Source organism: Streptomyces sp. NBC_01241 (assembly GCF_041435435.1).
GTDB lineage: Bacteria > Actinomycetota > Actinomycetes > Streptomycetales > Streptomycetaceae > Streptomyces.
The window spans coordinates 8,150,496-8,167,283 of sequence record NZ_CP108494.1 but is presented as its reverse complement, the minus strand read 5'-3'; the positions used below and the strand labels follow the sequence as shown (position 1 = coordinate 8,167,283).

The window sequence follows — 16,788 nt, the reverse complement described above, 5'->3', positions numbered from 1 at the left end:
AGGTACCGTCCGGGTGCTGCAGCGAGGCAGCGAGCCACCGATTGACATACAGCAGCACCCAGCGGAGCAACCTTTTGATGGAACGTCACCATGGATATTCATGCCCGGTAGATTCACGAATTCCGGCCGCTGGGCTCTCAGCCACAGAACGGGACCTCCGATACGGGAAAGGCGGAATTCGGTGTGCGGAGGTACCGGAGCAAACGGCCCCTAGTATCTCGTGATCCTGTTTGTGTCACTTGGAGTCATTTGCAACGACTTTCTTGATATTGGCCTGAACGAGGCGGACCTTCGCCAGGATCCGCGCTGGGGGACCCCATCGGCTGCCTGTACTACAACACCGTTGCGTTTGGCCCCTGAGCTGTACGTCAAGCCCTGCTGAACAGCGCAACGGGACCACCCGATAGATCAACGATCGGCGAAGAAAGTCGATCAAGGTCAGGGGTCCCGTTGCAGGAGAAGTCTGTCATCACGTCCACGATCGAGACAGCCCGGGGTGTGTTCGCGCCGGGTCATCTGGGAGAGTTGACCCAGGTCGTGGACTTTGCGCTGGTGGACGCGGTGCTGGAGGAGACCGGCCGGCGCGAGAAGCGCCTGCGGCTGCTGCCTCTTCGGGTGGTGGTGTACTTCGTGCTCGCTCTCGCACTGTTCGAACACCGCTCGTACCGCACGGTGTGGTCCAAGCTGACCGCCGCCCTGACCCCGCTGGCCCTGGCGCGTCCCGCGGCCTCGTCGCTGACGCGGGCCAGGCGCAGGGTGGGGGCCGCACCTCTGCGGCGTCTGTTCGAGACGCTGGCCGGGCCCGTCGCCCGCCCCGGGCAGGACGGGTCCTTCTACCGGGGCCTGCGCACGGTGGCCGTCGACGGGACCCTGCTGCACACCCCCGACGACGAGACGCTCACCTGGCGCTACCCCAAACGGGCCGGGGAGGGTCTGGAGTTCGGCTATCCGCTCCTGCGGCTGCTGGCCCTGGTCGAGTGCGGCACCCGCGCGCTCATAGCCGCCGCCTTCGGACCGGAGTCCGAGGGCGAACTCCCCTATGCCAAGCGGCTTCTGACCGCCCTGGACAAGACGATGCTCCTGCTGGCCGACGCGGCCTTCGACGGCAGCGAGTTCCTTGATGCCGTCCATCAGAGCGGGGCGCGGTTCCTGGTGCGCTCCGGGGCCCGCCGCGTCCCCACCCCCGCCGAGCACCTGGGCGACGGCTCCTACATCGCCCGCACCGGCTACGGTGTCCTGCGGGTACTGCTGCCGGTACGTGTGATCGAGGCGACCCTCATCGTCACCTTGGCCGATGGCACCGTCCGCACCGAGCGGTGGCGGCTGATCACCAACCTGCTGGACCCCGTCCGTTATCCGGCCGCCGAGCTCGTTGATCTCTATCACCGCAGGTGGCAGGCGGAAACTACGTATTTTTCGATCAAGGCCACGATGCTTGACGGCCGCGTCCTGCGCTCCCTCAGCATCGATGGCCTCGACCAGGAGGTCTACGCCCTGCTCACCGCCTACCAGGCTCTGATCCGCACCGGCGACGACGCCCTGACCGGTCGGCCGGAAGTACCCATGGAACGGATCAGTTTCACCGTCCTGTTGGCCGCCGCAACCGACACCGTCACTGCCGGCCATGGAATCTTCCCCAACACCCTCGTCGACCTGGTCGGCAGGATCGGCCACGCGGCCCTGGACGCCCTCCTGCCCGCCCACCGACGGCAACGAGTGAAGGCCCGCACACGCAAGAACCCCACCAGCAAGTACGGCCCGAACGCCGGACAGCACCCCCAGAAGGCCCAGAACTACACCGTCCACACCACCGTCGCGTTCTTCGACCACGGCCTCAATGGCCGCTCACGGCGCTAACGCAACGGTGTTGACCTTGGGCCGGGTTCAAGCGGTGATCGCCCGCCGTTTCCGGGTGAATGTGTCGGTGGCGACTGTGTGGCGGCTGCTGAAAGGGCATGGCTGGTCATGGCAGGCGCCGGCTCGCAGGGCTCTGGAACGGGACGAACATGCGGTGGAGTTGTGGAAGAAGGAGGTGTCGCCGCGGGTAGAAGCGCCGCGGCGGCGCTCGACGCCTGGACCGCCTTCGAGGACGAGGCCGGGTTTGCGATGACGCCGCCCCGTGCACGCACCTGGGGCCGCCGTGGCCACACTCCTGTCGTCAGGGTCCGCGGCAGGTCCCGCCGCCGGATCTCCGTCGCTGCCGTCGTCGAGCAGCTTCTGCCAGGTGTTCGTGTGCTTCTTGGTGCCGGCGTCCGTGAAGTCGATGGTGACGTCGATGCCCTTGGTAGTAACCCTGACATCAGAGGGGACTCCACAAATCTCAGTACAGCTCACCCTTCGGTTCGTTCCGCTCGTGGGAGTCGCGCTGGTTGTCCTCGCCCCGATTCTCGGCGTGTTGTTGGTGCGACGCCGGCCCTCCGCGGGAGGGCCGGCGTCGCACCAACGCAGCTACTGGACGAACGGCGTCTGACTGGCGGCGGAGCGGGGAGTGCCGGCGGCTAATCCATGAAGGGCACCTGCTTCCCGCTGATGGTTGCGTCGCGGAACTCGAACGGCTGGTCGGGTCCCGGATTCTCCACCTCTGCCATGACGCCGAACCGGGCCTGCCCGAGCCACGCCGCGGAGATCGGTGATCCGATTGGTGTGAAGTCCACGCCGTTTGTCGACACGGAGGCAATGACCGTATCGCCGGTACGGGCCAGTCGCAGCCAGAGCGCGGACTGATCCGGGTCGGCGATCCGCCGGCTCTCCTCCGGCTGTCCGGCGGACTCGGTCACGGCTGTGACGGTGGGAGTTCCGTTGTTGTGCTTGCGCTGCAGAGCGATGTAGTCGTTGTCGCCGCGGTAGAGCAGCAGGCCCGCCTCCATGTAGCCGCGCTGGGTCTTACCGACCATCTTCACGGTTGCCGTCCCCTCGCCGCCGCCGACGTCGGTCAGCACGATGTTGCGAGCCGAGTTCTGGTTGGCCCAGAGGAAACTGCTGCCGGTCGGGGTGAGCGACAGGGCCCCGTCGGGCAGAAACGCGCGCTTACCGGGGGTGTCGCGCAGCACGGTCCAGGAGTCGGACAGGGTGGGCGTCACGGCGCATTCAGGTGATGCCGGATCGCCGCCGACGGTCATCGTCAGGGCGCGGGAGACGAGTCGGCCGTTCTCCGTGTTGATGATTGCTGTCACCTCCGCGGTGCCCGCGGCGACCGCCGTCGCTGTACCGTCTGGTGCGACCTTCAGCACCCGCGGCTTGCTCGATCGGAACTTCGGCGCCTCAACCACCGGACGGATGTTGTCCTGCCCGATCCGGATGTCGTCCCCGTCGACGGTGACCTGGTCGGCTTGCGTCGTCTCAAGGTCGGCCCGCAGATTCAGTCCGTTGTCGTACCGGTTGTCCTGGATGAGGACGTCACTCGAGCCGCGGAAGCGGAACAGGGACGAGGTGTGGGGTTCGTCGGCCGCGACGGCGCGGACCCGCACCGTGGCGCCCACAGCGGGACACGGGTTGTTGGCCTGCACGGCGACGAGCTGGTCGCGGTCGAGGCGTTTGACGTGGTTGCCGAGGAACGTGACGCCGCGGACGCTTTTGGCATTCACCAGTTCGACGTTGCCGATACGGAACTCGTTGTGCTCGACGCGGATCCCTTGGTGCACCGGGTTCTTGGGGTCGAGTACCTGGTTTGTCGGCTCAACGAAGATCACTGGGCTGGCCGGTCGGAGGAAGGTGTTGCGCCGGATGCGCACATCTCGCACCGGCCCCGACTCGTACCACTGGTAAGCATCGGAGGAGATGAACACGCTCGCCATGGACATGCCGTCGAAAATGTTGTCCTCGATGACGACGGGTCGCCGCGTCGTGACGAGGATTCCCCGGGTCGGTACGTTCCGGAAGGTGTTGCCGGCGATCCGTGCCGAGGGCGTGTACGTGGTGTTCTCGGCGACGAAACCGCCCGCAGTGACGACGTCGGGGATCGCCCGGTCGAATGTCACGGTCATCGTCGTCAGGGGTTTGTCGTGGTCCTGACCAGACGGTCCGTCGACGCTGCGGACCGTAGCGGTGCCGCCGGGAACGGCCGCCATGGTGCGCTTCTCGACGAACTCGACCTGGTCGCCTGGATGGAACTGGGGGAAGCCTGCCGTCTCGCTATGCATATAGGACAGCACCAACTTGTCCGGCGCGAGCCGCTGGGTCACCTCGACGTACGTACCGTGGATGTTAATGGGGTCGTCATGCGGTCCGTCGAAGGTGTTGTTCGTGATGGTCACGGCACCCTTGATCCCGGACATTTGGATGAAATCGGCGAAGCCCGCGGTCGTGCGTCCGGTGGCGGGGTCGGTGCGGAACTCATTGCCGTCGATGGTGATGTTCTCGCTCAACTGGCCGACGATGCCGAAGCCGTGCAGGTATCGGGCCGCGATCCCGTGGAGAGTCACGTCGCTCGACTCCCAGATGAACCCGGACGCGGTGTCCCGAGCCGTCTGCCGCATCTGGTAGACCAGTCCCCGGTCGGACGGCGCGGTGGAGGACTGGTAGTCGATGCGGATGCGGTTGTCTCCGAGGTCAGTGACCGCTGCCACGTTCCCGAAAAGCGGGTTTCCGCCGCGCCAGGTGCGCTGCGCTTTGGGGTCGTGGGTCTGGGAGTACTGCATCCCGTCGACGCCGCTCCAGTAGGGCTGGCCGGTCGCCGGGCTGGTCTCACCGAGCCAGGTCACGTGGTTGTCCGCGACGCGGTAAAGCGTCCCCGGCGGGACGTCGAGGATCCGGTAGGCCTTGCCGTTGGCGGTGCCCGTTTCGGCCACCGTGGCGTCGATGACCTTCGGGGTCGTGTAGTCGAAGCTGAAGTTCGTCGCGGTGACGTGCTGCGACCGGATGACGGCGAAGGCGCTCATCAGCCCGTGGAATTGCAGGTGTGATCCGTTCCCGTCGATCACGACATCCTTCATGTCCTCGATGAGGAGGCCGATCCGCTTGTTGCGGTAGCGCTCGTCGGCGCCGGCGGTATTGGAGATGTAGAGCTCCCGCGATTCGGCCTGCTCGGGATAGAGGTGGTACTTGCCGTGGGGGAAGAGCACGCGGACCGGGCCGTCGACCGACTTGGCATGTCTCAACGCGGCGGCCACGGCGGCGGCGCTGTCCGATCGCCCGGTCGGGTCCGCGCCGAAGTCGGTCACCCGTACGACCGTTGCTGACGCCCCCTGGCCGGCCGCGACAGGCACCGCTAGGAAACTGAGGAGTACGCCGACGAGGAATATGCCAGCGGCACGGAGGGCAGTTCGAATGGATGGTGGGCGCATCATGAATGACCTGTCCTGAGGGCTTCGGAACGAGCGGAGGAGGGTTACGAGTTGATGGATTCGTTGATCAGGCGGGTGTCCAGAACGGCGGGTACAGCTCGACGCTCTGCTGCCTGGCTCATGTGCAAGTTCAGAGTCAGGCGGGTGCCGAGGAGGGCGGAGTGATGGAAGGTCAGGGCGAGGTGCGAGGCTTAACGGCCATGGAAGGCCCCTCGGCGGGTGAGGGTGGCGCTCCTGAGGGCGCCGGTGCCGGTTTGCTGGCCGATATCGAGGTAAGGCCGGGTGCCAGGGCAGTTGAGCAGCAGCTTGACAACAAAATCAAACACAAAGAGACGCATTCGATCGAGTGGCCACAGAAAACCTGTCGGGCATCTGCGTGTCAAGAGGCTGTTCCGAAATGGCGCGACGGCCCGCCCACGTGAGCGGCAGGCCTCCCGGCATGAGGTGGTCACTCCTGCTGCCCGACGTGCAGCCAGTGGCGCGGTGGCGGGCCATCGCGCCCTTTCGCCGGCGGAACGCCGCACGGCATGCAGGTGCAGGTGTCGGGCTCGCCCTCGTGAAGCAACAGACTCCGGAGCAGGTACTGCGGGACCCTCGGTCCTGCTCGGCCTGCGAGCGCTGAGAGGAGTCGGGCCGCGCTCGCCGTACTGACCGCCGTCCGTGCTCGGAAGCCGTCAAAGGGGGCAGCGATCTTGGACAAACCCGTCTGATCCCGCTTTCCATCCCGGAGATCCGCCGCCTAATCGGACTGATCCTCAACCCGACCCATCATCTGCGCTGGTCACTGCAGCGGACCAGCACCCAGTGGCCGAAGCCGTTCTTCCGCCAGATCCGGATCGGCACCCGGGCCCAGCCGTAGATCCGCTGCCCGCGGGCGCCCGGGCCGGCGGACAGGCGCTTCCACGCCTGCCGCGGCGGACCGACCGCCGGCACGTCGCCCCGGGCTTCGGCGCCCCGGGCGGTGATGACGGTGTCGTCCACCTTGGTCGCCGGCACGTTCGGATCGGGGTGCTCCAGCCAGTACCGCAGCCGGTTGACCTGCCCGTACGCCTCGTCCGCGGTCACCCACACGAACGGCACCCGCGCGTCCAGGACGCGCCGGGGCATCGTCTGGAATTGCTCAGTCTCCATCTGACGCTATCTCTTCAAGATCCTCGAACCCAGGAATCAGCCGGATGTGGAAGAGCTTCCTCAAGCGGCTTGACACGACATGGCAGCCTCGGGGCGACTCGCATGGAAGGCGCGTCACGCCGCCGCGGCAGGCGACGGACGGTACGAGGTGATTCAGTGGCGCACACCTCTAGACATCCGATCTATGTTCAGGCAAGGATGACCGCGCCCTCGATGGATGTCGATGCTGCTGTCCATCTCTCCGTTAAAGAGCCGATGAATAGTGCAGGAGATCTCACCGTGATCAATGAATCCCAACCGCAGCGACGAAGCATCCTCAAGTTCGGCGGTGCCCTCGCCCTTGCACCTCTGATCGCTCAACTGACCGGCGGAACCCCTGCGGGACAGGCCGTCGCCGCAGGGACCGACGCGTCGGCGGCCATCCAGTGGCCGACCCTGTCGCGCAAGGCGCTGAAGTATCCCGTCCCCGCCATGGACTGGCAGTCGCAGGCCCTGCCGATCGGCAACGGCCGGCTCGGCGCCATGCTCTTCGCCGATCCCTACGAGGAGCGCATCCAGTTCAACGAGCAGAGCCTGTGGGGCGGAGTCAACAACTGGGACGGCGACTTCGACACGGGCATGACCGGGTTCGGCTCGTACCGGAACTTCGGTGACGTCGTCGTCACCTTCGCTTCCCGTTCGAAGGTCACGGCCCCGGGGGGACCGTACCGCACCTCCTCGTCGGAGGGTGTCGACAAGACGTACGACGGTGACTCGAGCACGAAGTGGTGCATCGAGGGGCCTGGCTCGAAGGTGCAGTGGCAGGTCCAGCTCCCGGACCCCGTCGCGGTCGCGTCCTACAGTCTGACGAGTGCAGGCGATGTGCCGCAGCGCGACCCGCAGGAGTGGACGTTCTCCGGTTCCGCCGACGGCGCCACCTGGACCACGCTGGACAGACACACCCTGGCGACGCCCTTCGAGAGCCGTGGCCAGAAGAAGGAATTCACCTGCGCCGACACCGCCGCCTACCGCTTCTACCGGTTCGACTTCGTCCCCAAGGCAGGGGTCAGCCACTTCCAGGTGAGCGAGATCGGTCTGTCCGGCGTTGACCTGGGCGGGGGCGGTTCGATGTACCTGTCGTCGCCGAGCGGGCACTCCGAGGGGTCCGGTGCCGGGACCGGGTCCCGGGCGATGGACATCTCGAGTTCGGTGGACAGCGATGCGGCCACGGTCTGGCGGGTAGACGCCGCTGCACCGGCGGTCGTCTGGCAGGCCGACCTGCCCCGCGCGGTCGTCGTTACCTCGTACGCGCTGACGGCGGCCCCGGACCGTCCGCAGGACGACCCCCGGCGATGGGCGCTCGAGGCGTCGCAGGACGGGCGTGCCTGGGTGACCCTCGACACGCAGAACCCCAATGCCCCCTTCGCCGACCGCGGCGAGACCCGGACCTTCCAGATCACCAACAGCACGGCCTACCGCATCTACCGGCTCACCCTGACCCCCGGCGCATCCTCCACCGGATTCCAGATCGGGGAGATCGCGCTGGAAGGCACGGGCTTCGACACGCGCACGCAGCGCGCGGTCGTCGACTACCAGCGCACCCTCGACTTCGTCGAGGGTGTCCACGTCACCCGCTTCGGCGCGCCCGGACGGCGCGTCCTGCGGGAGGCCTTCGCCAGCCGGTCCGCGGACGTCGTGGTCTTCCGGTACACGTCGGACAGCGCCCGGGGACTCTCCGGAGAGATCTCGCTGACGTCCGCACAGGACAAGGCCCCGACGACCGTTGACGCCGACGCCCGGCGGCTCGCCTTCAGCGGTGTCATGGGCAACGGCCTCAAGCACGCGTGCACCGTCCGGACCGTGCACACCGACGGCGACTTCCGCGCCGACGGGTCGGTGCTCCGGTTCAGCGGCTGCACGACCCTGACCCTGCTCCTCGACGCCCGCACCGACTACAAGCTCGATGCCGCCGCCGGGTGGCGCGGTGCCGATCCGGAACCGGTCGTCGTCAGGACGCTCGACAAGGCGGCCGCCCGGTCCTACGACGAGCTGCGCGACGAGCACACCGCCAAGATGCGCGCCCTCATGAACCGCGTCTCGGTCGCCTGGGGCACCTCCGACGCCACCGTCGTCGCTCTGCCGACCGACGCCCGACTGGCGCGTTACGCGGCGGGCGGGCAGGACCCGACACTCGAACAGACGATGTTCGACTACGGCCGATACCTGCTGATCAGTTCCTCTCGCCCGAAGGGCCTGCCCGCCAACCTCCAGGGCCTCTGGAACGACAGCAACCAGCCGCCGTGGGCCTCCGACTACCACACCAACATCAATGTCCAGATGAACTACTGGGGAGCCGAAACGACGAACCTGCCGGAGTGCCACGAGGCACTCGTCGGGTTCATCGAGCAGGTGGCGGTGCCCAGCCGCGTGGCTACCCGCAACGCCTTCGGCAAGGACACGCGTGGCTGGACCGCCCGCACCAGCCAGAGCATCTTCGGCGGCAACGCTTGGGAGTGGAACATTCCCGCGAGCGCCTGGTACGCGCAGCATCTGTACGAGCACTGGGCGTTCACCCAGGACCTGGTCTACCTCCGCACCGTCGCCTACCCGATGATCAAGGAGATCTGCGAGTTCTGGGAGGACCATCTCAAGGAGCGCGAGGACGGACTCCTCGTCGCGCCGAACGGCTGGTCCCCCGAGCACGGGCCGCGTGAGGACGGCGTCATGCACGACCAGCAGATGATCTGGGACCTGTTCCAGAACTACCTCGACTGCGAGGCGGTGGTCGAGGCGGATCCCGCTTACCGGGCCAAGGTCGCGGACATGCAGGCGCGCCTCGCCCCGAACAAGATCGGCAAGTGGGGTCAGCTGCAGGAGTGGCAGACCGACCGTGACGACCCGAGCGACATCCACCGCCACACTTCGCACCTCTTCGCGGTCTACCCGGGCCGCCAGATCACCCCGAAGACGCCCGACTTCGCGGCTGCCGCCCTCGTCTCGCTCAAGGCACGGTGCGGTGAGAAGGAAGGCGTCCCGTTCACGGCCGCGACGGTGTCGGGCGACAGCCGCCGCTCGTGGACCTGGCCCTGGCGGGCAGCCCTCTTCGCTCGCCTCGGTGACGGGCATCGCGCCCAGATCATGCTGCGCGGACTGCTGGCCTACAACACGCTGCCCAACATGTTCTGCAACCACCCGCCCTTCCAGATGGACGGCAACTTCGGCATCTCGGGCGCCGTGGCGGAGATGCTCCTGCAGAGCCACGACGGCGTCATCCACCTGCTGCCCGCCCTGCCGGACGTATGGAAGGCCGAGGGTTCCTTCACCGGGCTCCGTGCCCGTGGCGGCTACGAGGTCAGCTGTGAGTGGCGGGACGGGAAGGTCACGTCCTACAAGATCGTGGCCGACCGGGCGCGGAACCAGAGGAAAGTCACCGTGCGGGTGAACGGCGTCGACACGAAGGTGAAGGCGATCAAGCCCTGACGGCGGCACCCGCTCGCTGCCGCAGCAGCCAAGCCGACGGCATTCCGCCGCCCGAAAGGGAGCGGCACGGGTCGTCGGCATGGCCGGTCTCTGCACCGGATCCTGTCGGCCGTTATCAGAACACACCACGCCATCAGCGCCGACAGGCGGAACTGTAAAACGTTCGGCCCTGTCTCGCATTCGGTGGTGACGGAGGGTGAAATCAGCCAAGGAGGATGCGGTGACGGAGGAGGTCGAATCCTGCTCTGCCGTACATCTGCCTCGCGATGAGCTTCGTTTTGGCGTTCACACCCCTCGGTCGGACCGTTGTTGTACGGAAGCGTGAGCCCCGCCACGGCCGCGTCGTGGTCTTGCTCGAGGCCGGTGAGGAAGGGTGCCGGCTGGGGTAGCTGGGCCTTCCGGACGTCGGCGATCCAGGCGTCGAGGTCGCCTCCGCGGCGCTCGCCCATGAGCTGGGCGAAGTCGTGCACGAGTCCGCCCAAGGTGGTCATCTCGGGGCAGGCCGCGATGAGTTCACCCAGATGCTCACGCCGCTTGTCGAACAGGTTCCCGGGCCGGGTCGTGATCCAGGAGGTGAGGCAGCGCGGGGAGGGCGTGCGCATCGCCCACGTCATGGAGGCGGACGAAAGCACTCACGCGACGATCGCCACACACGCGGGCCCCAGACACAGCGAACCAAGATCCGGACGCAGCTGATGACCGGTGCACCCGCACCACTTACCCGGAGGCGACGGACGCCAACCTACTCAACCTCTTCACTCGGAAGGAGACGGTCACCAAGGCGTGCGACGCCAAGACCGACCGAGCAGAGGATGTCCTCTCAGATGTCCGTACCGCCTACGACGCAGGCGCGTACGGCTCCGCCCCCGTCAAGGGCGATGCAACCGCGATTGCCACGCTGAAGAGCCACGACGGCACCAAGGCCACCTACCTGGAATCAGGTATCACGTACGACGGCTACGGCCGCCAACTAAAGGCCACTGACCGAGGCCACCCGCCCTCTGCTGCCCTGTGCCCCGCGCATCTCCCTGCCTGACGACGTGGCGCTGCCTGTCCTCGAGCAGCTCTACGGCGACTCCAGCACCTACGTCCGCACGTCAGTCGCCAACCATCTGCACGACCTGTCCGTGACGCAGCCGGATCTGGTGCTGGCCACACTTCAGCGCTGGAAGGTCTCTGGTCTCGTTCCCGACAAGCACTTCGCGTTCATCGCCAGGCAGGCCCTTCGGAGCAGGTTGAAGAAGGGCCGGCCGGATGCCTACGCCTTCCTCGGTTACGCGCCCGACGCGCTGGTCGAGCTGACGCCTCTCGTCCTGGAGCGCACCGAGCTCGTCGACGGCGACACGCTCAGCTTCTCCGCCACTCTCACCATCACCCGGCCCGTCCCGGTGCACGTGATGTTCGTGATCTCTTCGACGACGCGGACCGGCAAGCCGCGCGAGAAGGTGTACTTCCTTCTGCGCAGCACCGGCAAGCCGGGCGAGAAACGGCCACTCGCCAAGGACCACGTGCTGCGCTCCACTGCCACTGTGGAGCTCACGCCGGGTGCGTATTCGATCGCCCTCCAGGTCAACGGACGCCCTTTTCCGGCGGCGACTTTCCGTGTCCGGGAGGCATGACGAACTGACCACCCTCCTGAACTGAACCGACCCACCTCGTAGGGCGTGGCGCCCCCTCGCGCCACGGTCCGGTCAGCCATGCGCAGAGCAGACCGAAGGCTCACGCCCTCTGATCCCGTCCCCGGACCGCGCCCCTGCGCATTGCGACCGACGGCGTTTCGGCCAACACCCACTCATGGAACGCCTCTTGCGGCACAAGGGCCCATGCATCCCACACCTTTCAACAGCCGCATGGAACCGGGATTCGAAACTCGGCCGAAAGACACGTGTTCGAAAACTCGGTGGGGTCGTTGAACCCGACGATGCCGCCACGACCGTCAGGAAGGAGCGACGTTGACACGCACCGGCCCACGCCGCAATACCCCCCAGGACGCAAAGACCACGCCGGCGAAGGACACGATCTCGAACGCGGAGCGCGAGCTATACGGGGGACGGCTGCGCTACGACCAGTCCTACGTACGTCACGAGGGCCCGCTGACCAGGCTCTCGTTCCGGCACATGGCGGCCGCGTTGCCGCGCATGGTCGCCCTGGTGCTCCGTACCGGCTGGCAGACGGATCGGCGGGCGATGGCAGGCGTGGTGGCCGCGCAGCTCGGGCAAGGAGTGACCGCGGCGTGGGGACTGGTTGCGGTCAACAGCGTGCTCACGAATCTGTTCGCGGAGGGCCCGACGGCGGACAAGCTGCGCGAAGCCCTGCCGTCCCTGACAGTGCTGGCGGCGACCGCGGTGATCGCGGCGTTGCTGATGGCGTGGTCGACGGCGATGTCCGGACGGCTGGAGCCACAGGTGGAGCGGGCGGTCTCCGCGCGCTACTACGCGGCCGTCACCCGGGTCGAGCTGGAGGCGACCGAGCGTCCCGAGGTGCAACGTGTGCTGGAGGCGGGCCGGTTCGGCACGGACTCGGCCCGCAGCATGCTGATGCTGTCGGTAGGGGTCGGCAACGTCCTCATCGCGATGGTGGCTGCCGCGGCCGTATTGGCGTCGCTGCACTGGATGCTGCTGCCGATGCTGCTGGTGATCGCCCTGCCCAAGGGGTGGGGCGCGGTCAGCTCCGCACGCCGCGAGTACATCTCGAAGCTGCACTGGATCGATCACCGGCGGGCCATCGCCTCGCTCCTGGGCTTTCTGACCCGCCCGCACGCGCAAGGAGAGATTCGCGTGCACGGCGCCGGCACCAAGCTGCTGTCCAGCTACGAGGAGATGTCCCGCCAGACCGAGGCGGAGCAGCGGCGCCTGGCCCGCGCGCAGGCCTCCACAGACCTGGTCGCCGGCGGGTTTGCGGGCATCGCGTCGTTGGCCTGCTACGGAGTTCTGTGGTGGCTGATGGCCGACGGCTCACTGCCGCTCGCTGTCGGCGGCACCGCGGTCCTCGCGATCCGCGCATCGACCGCCCGGTTGACCTCGTTGGTCCAGCGGGTCAACCGGCTCTACGAGGAGCTGCTGTTCCTCACCGACACCGAAGGCGCCATCGCCCTGGCCACCGAGAACGCCATCCCCACCATCGGCACTCCGCTGCCGGCACGCACCCATCAGGTCCGCGTGGACAACGTGTCGTACACCTACCCCGGGGCCGACTCCCCCGCGTTGCAGAACGTCAGCTTGAGGGTGCGCCGCGGCGAGGTGACCGCGTTGGTCGGCGCGAACGGGTCCGGCAAGACAACCCTGACCAAGGTGCTGTCCGGACTGCTACTGCCCCGCGACGGCAACGTGTGGTGGCAGGACGCCGACGGCAGCGACCAGGTCGAGCTCCGCGACGCCAACCGGGCCGACATCTTCGCCATGGTGGGGCTGCTCGCGCAGGACTTCCCTCGCTGGGAGATGACCGCGGCCGCGAACGTGGCGATCGGCGCCGGCGACCGCGGCCGCGACATGGACCGGGTGAAGTCCGCCGCGCTATCAGTCGGCGTCCTCAAGCTGATCGAGGGCTTGCGCCACGGCTGGGACTCCATCGTCTACAAGGGCTACGAGCGCGGTGTCCAACTGTCGGGCGGGCAGTGGCAGAAACTCGGCACGGCGCGAAGCCTGTACCGAGGGGCCCCCTTCCTCCTGGTCGACGAGCCGACCTCGGCGCTCGACCCGCACGCGGAGATCGCCGCGTTCGAAGGCCTGTGGTCACTCGCGGAAGAAGGCCACGCGGTCGTACTCGTGACACACCGCCTCGCAGCCACGGCCAACGCCGACCGCATTTACGTCCTCGACCAGGGCCGAGTAGCCGAAGAAGGCACCCACGAGCAGCTCATGGCCCGGCCTGACGGCATCTACCGGTCGATGTTCACCGCCCAGGCCGCCCAATACGGGGCCACCGCGCCTGCCGTTCCCTCGCAGCACGGGCACGCCCCGGCACCGAACCCGGTGAAGGGCGGCCCGCAGTGAACGCCGCTGCTCCCGCTGCCAGCCTGTGGCGGCACGCGGACTTCCGACGCTACTGGGGTGGGCAGGCCGTCACGGTTGCCGGTTTCGGAATCACCACCATCGGCATCTCGGTCATCGCCGTGGTGGACCTGCACGCCTCGACCATGCACGTGGCACTAATCGCCGTCGCGGGGAAGCTGCCCCCGCTGCTGCTTTCCCTCCACGCCGGCGTCCTCGCCGACCGCTACCGCAAGCGGCCGATCATCATCAGCTGCGATGTCCTGTGCGCCGTCACCCTGACCAGCATCCCCCTCGCCCACTTGGTCGCCGAGATCACCCTGGGACAGCTGTACGCGGTCGCGTTCCTCGTCTCCGCGTTCCAGGTGATCGGCAGCAACGCCTCGATCAGCTACCTCCCGACACTGCTGCGCGGGGAGCAGCTCAAGGAAGGAAACTCCAAACTCGGCGCGACCAACTCGCTCGCCGACCTGGCCGGGAACAACCTGGGCGGCCTCCTGGTCACCCTGCTGGGCGCCGCCCGCGCGATCGCACTGGACGCGGTCTCCTACCTGATCTGCGCCTTCTGCCTGCTCCGCATCCGCAACCCTGAACCCGAACCGGCGCCTCGGCCCGCGGGCACCAGCCAGTGGACGGAGATCCGCGAAGGCCTCGACTACACCCTCAGAGCGCCCCTCGTTCGGTCCATCGTTCTGTCCAACGCCACCACGTCCTTCGCCCTCGCCGCCAGCTCAGCACTCTGGTCTCTGTACCTTTTGCGTGAATTGGACTGGAGTCCCGCTGTGCTCGGCATCGTCATGGGGGTCGGCGGGGTCGGCGGGTTCCTCGGTGCCGTCCTGTGGAGACCCCTGGAGCGACGCTGGGGAGCCGGGCCCGTCATGCTCACCGCCCTGGCCCTCAACCCAGCCGCCCAGATACCCCTGCTCATCGTCGGCCCCGGCGCCACCGGACAGATCGCCATCGGCGCCGGAATGCTCATCCAGACCTGTGCCGCCGTTGCACACGGCGGACTGCAGCGCAGCGTCCGCCAAGAGCTCTGCCCCGACCATCTGCAGGGCCGCGCCCAGGCAACCGGTGCATGGCTCGCCTTCGGCCTGCGCCCCCTCGCCGCGCTCCTCGCCGGGGCATTCGGCACCCTCGTCGGACTGCGCCCCACCCTCGGCGCGATCTCCTGCCTGCTCTGTGCACCGTTCGTAATCCTGTGGTGCTCACCGGTGCGTGTCCTGCACACCGCCGGCGCCCGCGCACCCGACGCCGTCCGAGGCGCCGCCTGATGCCCCGCCCAGCATCAGATCGCATCACCATCGCCATTCCGCGCAGCGACCCCCACCGCCCGTCTCCCACCGAGCCCGTCGGAGCCTGCATCCGCCACATGAAAGGTGCCGCCATGCCGCCCGCCCGATCCGACATCCGCAACCTCCTCAAGGAATACCTGGAGCACCACCCCGCAGAGCGGGAGCAACTCGAGCCGCTCGTCGCCGCGCTCGACTCCGAGGCCGAACCCACCAGCCGCGCAACGTTCCCCGGACACATCACGTGCAGCGCCGCGGTGATCGACCGTGATCGACGCGTCCTGCACATCGGCCACAAGGCATCGCGGAAGCTACTCGCTCCAGGTGGCCACGTCGAGGATGACCGGACCCTTCTGGCTGCGGCCCTGCGGGAAGTGTGCGAGGAAACCGGGCTCCGCCCCGAGGACCTGTGCCTGACCCCACAGGTCCTCGGTGCTCCGATCGACATCGACGTCCACGACATCGACGCCAACCCGGCCAAGGGCGAGCCCGCCCACCAGCACATCGACTTCCGCTTCGCGTTCTACCTCGTCACAGGGCAACCGCCGCTGCTCGCGCTGCAGGACGAGGAGGTCTCCGGCGCCCGGTGGCTGCCGTTCGCCGACGTGAGGTCCCCGACGCTGCGCGCCAAGCTCCTGAGCGCTGAGGCCCATGGCCTCGACGGGCAGCCGGAGCCCGTCAACGCATCCGCACTGATCCACGACTTTACCGACCGCCCCACGAGTCCCCGCGTCACTCGTTCGGACCCTCTCCTCCACTGTCCCGTTCGTATTAACCAACCTCCCCAGTTGTCTTCAGGACATAGGAAGAACCAGCGAGGAGGCAGGGTCTGTACAGCGAACGGTGGGACTCGGTTGATTGTTTCTACCGGCGTCCGGCAGTGAGCCGGCCGTCGAAGGTGATGTCGAAGGCTTGGAGTGCGGCTTTCCAGCGCATGGTCCAGCGCTTGCTTCCGGTGCCCTTGGGGTCCAGGCTCATCACCGCGAGGTAGACGCACTTGAGCGCGGCCTGTTCAGTGGGGAAGTGCCCGCGGGCCCTCACGGCCTTGCGGATACGGGCGTTGACGGACTCGATTGCGTTGGTGGTGCACACGATTTTCCGGATCTCAATATCGAACTGGAGGAAGGGGACGAACTCCGCCCAGGCGCTTTCCCACAGCCGCACGATCGCCGGGTATTTCCTTCCCCAGGCCTCATTGAACTCCATGAAGCGTTCCAGGGCGGCGTCCTCGGTCGGCGCGGTGTAGATGGGCTTGAGCGCCTTCGCGATCTTCTCCCAGTCCTGCCTGGCCGCGTAACGGAAGCTGTTCCGCAGGAGGTGAACCACGCACGTTTGCACGATCGTCGCAGGCCAGACCGTGTTGACCGCGTCCGGAAGACCGGTCAGGCCGTCGCAGACCAGCATCAGCACATCACGGGCGCCCCGGTTCTTGATCTCGGTAAGGACCTGCAGCCAGTACTTGGCGCCCTCGCCGCCGTCGCCGACCCACAGGCCCAGGATGTCCCGATGCCCCTCCGCCGTCACGGCCAAGGCCATGTAGACGGGCCGGTTGGCGACCTGCCCATCCCTGACCTTCACGTTCACGCAGTCGATGAAGACGACCGGATACACGCCTTGAATTCGATCGGTGGTTGC

The 16,788-nt window shown here is 67.4% G+C and carries 8 protein-coding genes and 3 pseudogenes; 7 read left to right on the top strand and 4 right to left on the bottom strand.

Features of this window, described 5'->3' with window-relative positions; all coding sequences use genetic code 11:
• Positions 1–450 precede the first annotated feature (450 nt).
• Positions 451–1,857 carry an IS4 family transposase gene (locus OG306_RS37040; protein WP_327258406.1) on the top strand — a complete coding sequence of 469 codons (1,407 nt, stop codon included), beginning with the start codon at positions 451–453 and terminating at the stop codon, positions 1,855–1,857.
• A 13-nt stretch (positions 1,858–1,870) separates the two neighbouring features.
• Positions 1,871–2,205 (top strand): annotated as a pseudogene (locus tag OG306_RS37035) (helix-turn-helix domain-containing protein); the annotation flags it as partial.
• Between the two features lie 293 nt (positions 2,206–2,498).
• On the opposite strand, the gene OG306_RS37030 reads toward OG306_RS37035, so the two are convergent.
• Together OG306_RS37030 and OG306_RS37025 are read right to left on the bottom strand one after the other, a co-directional pair.
• Positions 2,499–5,159 carry a DUF1349 domain-containing protein gene (locus OG306_RS37030; protein WP_266750865.1) on the bottom strand — a complete coding sequence of 887 codons (2,661 nt, stop codon included), beginning with the start codon at positions 5,157–5,159 and terminating at the stop codon, positions 2,499–2,501.
• Between the two features lie 891 nt (positions 5,160–6,050).
• Entirely contained in the window at positions 6,051–6,413 is a 363-nt protein-coding gene (locus OG306_RS37025) for a hypothetical protein (RefSeq protein WP_266750863.1), read from the bottom strand.
• 279 nt (positions 6,414–6,692) lie between these two features.
• Here OG306_RS37025 and OG306_RS37020 point away from each other — a divergent pair, with 279 nt between their 5' ends.
• Positions 6,693–9,872, top strand: coding sequence for a glycosyl hydrolase family 95 catalytic domain-containing protein (locus tag OG306_RS37020; protein ID WP_371666120.1), 3,180 nt, complete (start codon positions 6,693–6,695; stop codon positions 9,870–9,872).
• Positions 9,873–10,074: 202 nt separating this feature from the next.
• On the opposite strand, the pseudogene OG306_RS37015 reads toward OG306_RS37020, so the two are convergent.
• A pseudogene (locus OG306_RS37015) lies at positions 10,075–10,462 on the bottom strand (transposase); the annotation flags it as partial.
• Between the two features lie 450 nt (positions 10,463–10,912).
• Between OG306_RS37015 and OG306_RS37010 the strand changes: the two are divergent.
• From OG306_RS37010 to OG306_RS36995, 4 genes are all read left to right on the top strand, one after another.
• Positions 10,913–11,491: a hypothetical protein gene (locus OG306_RS37010; RefSeq protein ID WP_266750860.1), complete on the top strand. Its 579-nt coding sequence runs from the start codon at positions 10,913–10,915 to the stop codon at positions 11,489–11,491.
• Between the two features lie 333 nt (positions 11,492–11,824).
• Positions 11,825–13,864, top strand: coding sequence for an ABC transporter ATP-binding protein (locus tag OG306_RS37005; protein ID WP_266904566.1), 2,040 nt, complete (start codon positions 11,825–11,827; stop codon positions 13,862–13,864).
• Entirely contained in the window at positions 13,861–15,135 is a 1,275-nt protein-coding gene (locus OG306_RS37000) for an MFS transporter (RefSeq protein ID WP_266750857.1), read from the top strand. Before OG306_RS37005 ends, OG306_RS37000 begins: the two co-directional genes overlap by 4 nt.
• 113 nt (positions 15,136–15,248) lie before the next feature.
• The gene (locus OG306_RS36995) at positions 15,249–16,037 is read left to right on the top strand and encodes an NUDIX hydrolase (protein WP_266750855.1); all 789 of its coding nucleotides are present in this window, start codon (positions 15,249–15,251) and stop codon (positions 16,035–16,037) included.
• On the opposite strand, the pseudogene OG306_RS36990 reads toward OG306_RS36995, so the two are convergent.
• Positions 16,018–16,764, bottom strand: a pseudogene (locus OG306_RS36990) (IS256 family transposase); the annotation flags it as partial. The gene OG306_RS36995 and the pseudogene OG306_RS36990 sit on opposite strands and share 20 nt — an antisense overlap.
• Positions 16,765–16,788: the final 24 nt, after the last annotated feature.